The organism is Halorubrum tibetense (assembly GCF_042661865.1).
Taxonomy (GTDB): Archaea; Halobacteriota; Halobacteria; order Halobacteriales; family Haloferacaceae; genus Halorubrum; species Halorubrum tibetense.
Genome location: NZ_JBHSWW010000179.1, coordinates 1 through 5,028, shown reverse-complemented (window position 1 = coordinate 5,028; position 5,028 = coordinate 1). Strand labels below are relative to the sequence as shown.

At 68.7% G+C, this 5,028-nt stretch carries 5 protein-coding genes and 1 pseudogene; 2 read left to right on the top strand and 4 right to left on the bottom strand.

The genetic code is table 11. The annotated features are described in order from the left end of the window. Positions 1-207 precede the first annotated feature (207 nt). The gene (locus ACFQEU_RS11185; protein WP_379782136.1) at positions 208-504 is read right to left on the bottom strand and encodes a DUF7565 family protein; all 297 of its coding nucleotides are present in this window, start codon (positions 502-504) and stop codon (positions 208-210) included. 125 nt (positions 505-629) lie between these two features. Here ACFQEU_RS11185 and ACFQEU_RS11180 point away from each other — a divergent pair, with 125 nt between their 5' ends. After that, positions 630-1,421, top strand: a complete 792-nt coding sequence (locus ACFQEU_RS11180) for a PHP-associated domain-containing protein (protein ID WP_379782134.1) — start codon at positions 630-632, stop codon at positions 1,419-1,421. A 5-nt stretch (positions 1,422-1,426) separates the two neighbouring features. Here ACFQEU_RS11180 and ACFQEU_RS11175 read toward each other — a convergent pair whose 3' ends face one another. Next, complete coding sequence (locus tag ACFQEU_RS11175; RefSeq protein WP_379782132.1) at positions 1,427-1,918, bottom strand: metal-dependent hydrolase; 492 nt, start codon at positions 1,916-1,918, stop codon at positions 1,427-1,429. 145 nt (positions 1,919-2,063) lie between these two features. Between ACFQEU_RS11175 and ACFQEU_RS11170 the strand changes: the two genes are divergently transcribed. After that, positions 2,064-3,164: a pyridoxal phosphate-dependent aminotransferase gene (locus ACFQEU_RS11170; RefSeq protein ID WP_379782138.1), complete on the top strand. Its 1,101-nt coding sequence runs from the start codon at positions 2,064-2,066 to the stop codon at positions 3,162-3,164. Between the two features lie 70 nt (positions 3,165-3,234). Here ACFQEU_RS11170 and ACFQEU_RS11165 read toward each other — a convergent pair whose 3' ends face one another. Both ACFQEU_RS11165 and ACFQEU_RS11160 read right to left on the bottom strand, forming a co-directional pair. Next, on the bottom strand, positions 3,235-4,821 hold the full coding sequence (locus ACFQEU_RS11165; RefSeq protein ID WP_379782130.1) for a lipopolysaccharide biosynthesis protein: 1,587 nt from the start codon (positions 4,819-4,821) through the stop codon (positions 3,235-3,237). Between the two features lie 69 nt (positions 4,822-4,890). Continuing rightward, positions 4,891-5,028: pseudogene (locus ACFQEU_RS11160) on the bottom strand (oxidoreductase); the annotation flags it as partial.

Genomic DNA, 5,028 nt, shown 5'->3' with positions numbered 1-5,028 from the left:
TCGTCCGCGCCCGATCCGTCGTCGCCCGCGTCGGGAGCGGCCGGGTCGTCGACGCGGTCGACCGGCTCGACGTCGATATCGTCCATGCGCGATACTGGTAGCGGCGCGTTTGTGTACCCGTCGGTCCGAGGCGACGGGAGCGGGACGTGGGAAAGGAACGCGAAGCGTCGAACCGGCGAGAACTCGCGGGCAACGACCGCCGACCGATCAGACCGAGCCGTCGAGTCGATCGACGACCGACTGGAGGTCCGCCTCCGTCTCGATCTCGCGTTTCACGGCCTCGCGGCGGCGGACCGCGCCGGAGTCGGCGTCATACGCCCGGACGTACTCCGCCCGGGTGTGCTCGTCGAACGTGTGCCGGATAGCGAAGTAGCCGTCGGGGACGATCGTCCCGCACACCTTACACTCGTGGCGCTGATGATCGCGCGTCTGGTGGAGGATGAGCGACTCGACCCCGTCGAAGACGGCGTCACAGCCCTCGATCCCACACGCCCAGGGAACCATACCGGGACACTGCCCGCCCGGGGGATTAACCGTTTCCCCCGAGGGCGACACCGCGGACGCGGCGACAAGGGTCCGGGTCGGGTGGGACGATCACGCCGGACACCCGACCGGAACCCGACACGCCTATGCCGCGGTACCCGGTACTGCGGCCCGTGAGCCGACCCCGAACGCGCGTCGACGCCCACGTGAAAGTGCTCGACGAGCGCGTCGTGGCCCGCGCGAAGGACCGCGGGATCGACGCGCTCGTCTACGCCCCGCATTTCACCCGGCTGCCGACGATCCGCGAGCGCGCCACCCGTTACAGCGACGACGAACTCACGGTCGTCCCCGCGCGCGAGGTGTTCACCGGCGACTGGGGGAACCGACGGCACCTGCTGGCGCTCGGCCTCTCGGAGCCGGTCCCCGACTACATCACCTTCGAGGGCGCGATGGCGGAGTTCGACCGACAGGACGCCGCGGTGTTGGTTCCCCACCCCGCGTTCGCGAGCATCTCCCTGACCCGGCCGGAGATACGCGCCCACGCGGCCCGGCTCGACGCGGTCGAGACGTACAACACGAAGCTGCTTCCCCACCAGAACGCCCGCGCACAGCGGATCGCGAGCGAGGAGGCGCTACCCGGGTTCGGCTCCTCGTACGCTCACCTCGTCTCGACGGTCGGCGAGGCGTGGACCGCCTTCGACGCCGAGCTGGACGACGCCGACGCGGTCGTCGACGCGTTCCGCGAGGGCCGTCCACGGACGGTCGTCCATCGCGGCGGGCTCGGCCACCGGCTGCAGGGGCTCGTCGAGTTCGCGCATATCGGCTACGAGAACACGTGGGTGAAAGCCGACCGGCTGTTCCTCTCGGGCGACGAGCCGACGCTCCCCTCGAACGTCGCCTACGAGGGGCGGTTCGACGACGTGAGCGTGTATCGCTGAGCCCCTCAGATCCCGAGGCCGGCGGTCGTCGCCGAGAGGTCGGGGTCGAGCCCGACGACGTAGGTGTGGACCGCCCAGAACGCCGCGACCTCTAACGCCGTGATGATCACGGTGACGAGGTCGGCGTACTTGCTGCTCGTCGTCACGCCGAACGGCAGCGAGAACTCCTGTTCGGAGAGCGGGTGGAACAGCGCGATCCCGCGGCGGCTCCCCACCAGGTCGAGCAGGTAGTGCGTGAGCACGCCGATCCACACGAAGTGAAGGTTGTCGAAGACGATCGGGTACGCGAGAAACACCGCGAGCACCGGGAGACTGTGGAGCGTCTTACGGTGTTTCCCGAACGCCGTGTCGACGTCGGGGAACAGCGCACCGAGCACGATCGGAACGGTGATCTGGGCCGTCTTCGTGGCGGTGTCGGCGTTCACTCCGGGTTCGAGCACGAACCCGATCCCGACGGCGAGCAACAGCGCGTTCAACACGTGACCGCGTTTGTTCATGTACGCCCCTGTTGTGGAGATGACTCAAAAGGCACGGATCGCGACGGAGCGGGACGAGAGCGATCACGGTGACGGCCCCCACGGACGGACCGCTTGCGACGACCCGTCCCGAAAGAGCCACGGCGGCCGCCCCCGAGGCGTCGGTATGGAGTACGAGGAGCCGAAGTTCTTTCACGTGATGAAGTACGCCGAGGCCGCCGACGGCGACGTGGTCGACATGGTGAGCGGTAACCCTGACTGGGAGCCGCCGGCGGCGCTCCGGGAGGCGCTCTCGGAGTACGCGACGCTTCCATCCACGGAGTTCCAGTACCCGCCGAGTGAAGGGCTTCGAGAGCTTCGGGAGTCGATCGCGGCCCGCCGGAACGTCGACGTCGACCGCGTCGTCGTCACCAACGGCACGGGGGAGGCGAACTACCTCGCGATGGCCCGAGCCTTCGAGCGTGACGCCGGGAGCGAGGCACTGCTTATGGACCCCGTCTACCCGTACTACCCCGGGAAGACGGAGCTGCTCGGCGGGGAGCCGACACTGGTTTCGACGGAACGGGACGGGAGCCTCGACGTCGACGCGGTTCGTGAGGCCGCGAGCGAGGAGACGGCGCTGATCGTGTTGAACACGCCGAACAACCCGACCGGGGCGGTGTACGACATCGGGTCGGTTCGCGAAGTCGTCGAGGTCGCCGAGGCGGTCGACGCGCTCGTCGTCGTCGACGAGGTGTACGACCACTTCGATTTCACGGGGACGTTCGAATCCGCGCTGACGCTCGACTCCGACCGCGTGATCGTCACGAGCGGGTTCTCGAAGTCGATGGCGATCACCGGGTTTCGGGTGGGGTACGCGGTCCTCCCGAATGCACACGCCTTCCCGGCGAAGGCGCGGCACATGCTCGTGAACGTCGCCGGCTCGCGTCCCGCCCAGTACGCGGTCGCCGACGCGCTCGACGCCACCGACGCCGACTACTACGCGGAGGCGCGGGAGCAGCTCGCCGAGCGGATCGACGCGTTCACCGCCGGGCTCGACGAGGCCGGCGCGGCGTACACCCGTCCGGACGGGGCGTTTTACGTCCTCGCGCGCTTCGACGGCTTCCCCGGAACGATGGCGAACGTCAAGCGGCTGATCGACGAGGTCGGCGTCGCGGCGATGCCCGGCGAAACGTTCGGCACGGCCCGCGAGGAGTGGATCCGGTTCGCCCTCGTGACTCCGCGGGCCGTCGAGGCCGCCGAGCGGCTCGCCGAGTACTTCGAGTAGGCACGGGAGACGGGTAGTCGATGGGGTAGCCCGGAGTACCGCGGGACGGAAGGGTCGGCCCGTCAACCGCTTACCGCCGCTCGACGGGCACCCACTCCGAGAGGGCCGTCCGATAGCTGGCGACGAGCTCCGTAACGACGAGTCGGTCTCGGGGGTCGACGCCGAGCACGCGAAGCGTCAAGAGGTACCCGCCGATCCCGACGGGCGTCCCTACTACGACGCCGAGAAGGCCATCGACCGACTCGCGGACCGCCAGCATACAGCCGACCATAACGACCCCGGCCGCGATCGGCGTCAGGAACGTCCGATCGAACGGCCACAACCCCTCGAACCGTCGGAGCAGGAGGACCTGGAGACCGTTCTGGACGGCGATCGCCAGCGACGTGCCGAGCGCCGCGCCGACGAGCCCGTACCGAACCACGAACGCGTACGTTAACACGACGTTGAGGACGGCGAGCAGCCAGTCGAGGATCATCCGGGCGTACTGGTGGTCGGTCATCATCAGGAGCCACCCGGTCGCCCCGACCGCGCTGCCGACGAAGACGCCGCCGAGGTAGACGACGAGGGGGACGTACCCCGCCGTGTACGTCGGACCGAAGACGGCGAGCAGCTCGGCACCGTAGACGCCGAGCACCGCGAGCAGTGGGAGTACGGTCGTGACGATCAGCCGCGTGACCGAGCCGTACACCCCGTTGAGTGTCTCCATCCGGTTGGCCGCGTACAGGTCGGAAGCGACCGGCGGCAGCAGCTGGTTGAACGAGAGGAGCGGGATCCACGCGAGCGAGATCAACACGAGGACGACGTTGTACACCCCGGCAGCGACGGAGGTGAGCAGGGCCCCGACCAACAGCACGTCGACACGGTTCTGAAACACCTTGCCGAAACTGCTCATCGCGACGGGGGCCGCGTGGTTGTAGAACCGGTAGCACTCCCGTCGTGCGCCACGTAACGTGGGGGCGATCCCCGTCGCACGCACGGAGACGGGAACCCCGACTACGACGAGCAGCAGGGTCGCAGCCACGATAGCGCCCGCGACTCCGACGATCGAATAGCCGAGCGCGAGCGCGAGACTCGCACCGACGAGCCGAACGCCGGGTCGGAGCAGCTTGTTGAACGCGACCTCGCCGCGGGCGGAGCCGATCGCACGGAACACGGCGGCGGCAACACTGACGAGCCCCAACAGTCCGATAAGCGGTCCGAAGAGCCTGAGCGTCGGGGTGAACGACGGGTCGGAGACGGTCCACTCGTTGATCGAGGGCGCGAGAACCCATATCCCGACGGCGAACAGGACGCCCATCGCGATCGTCGTCGCGTACGCCAGGCCGGTGACGCGCGACTGCTGGCCGGGGTCGTCGCTCGCAGCCGGGACGTATCGCTGCAGCGCCGGAACGCTCCCGAACGTGACGAGCCGGACGAGGACCTGGGTGATGCGCCACGCGTACGCGTAGACACCGTACGTGACCGGGCCGAGCCCACGAGTGAGAACGAACTCGGTCGCGGTCGTGAGCGCGCGCTGTGCGGACACCGCACCCGACGTGACGACCGCGCCGTGAGCGATCGTCACGAGCGCGTCGTGCTCGTCGAGCGCGATTCCGGAGGGATCGTCGATGTCGTCGCGTCCGTCGGAGTCATCGCATGCGTTCGAGTCGGCCACCACTATCGATCCGTTCGACCCCAGCCGGTTCCAGCCGTTAAGGAGATCGGTTGCGGCCCGGGCCGCCGCGTCTTACCCGAAGTTCTCGACTTTCGCGGCGTCGGCGTCGCCGCCGGCGGCCTCGATGGCGTCCGTCGCGTCGGCGACGAACTCGCCGAACCCGTACACGAACACGCCCTCGTCGTCCGACCCGGTCAGTGCGTCCGCGAC

Bases quoted from the DNA above. Each gene is read 5' to 3' on its own strand.
- ACFQEU_RS11180 (WP_379782134.1), top strand. From the start codon at position 630: ATGCCGCGGTACCCGGTACTGCGGCCCGTGAGCCGACCCCGAACGCGC.
- ACFQEU_RS11170 (WP_379782138.1), top strand. From the start codon at position 2,064: ATGGAGTACGAGGAGCCGAAGTTCTTTCACGTGATGAAGTACGCCGAG.
- ACFQEU_RS11185 (WP_379782136.1), bottom strand. From the start codon at position 504: ATGGTTCCCTGGGCGTGTGGGATCGAGGGCTGTGACGCCGTCTTCGAC.
- ACFQEU_RS11175 (WP_379782132.1), bottom strand. From the start codon at position 1,918: ATGAACAAACGCGGTCACGTGTTGAACGCGCTGTTGCTCGCCGTCGGG.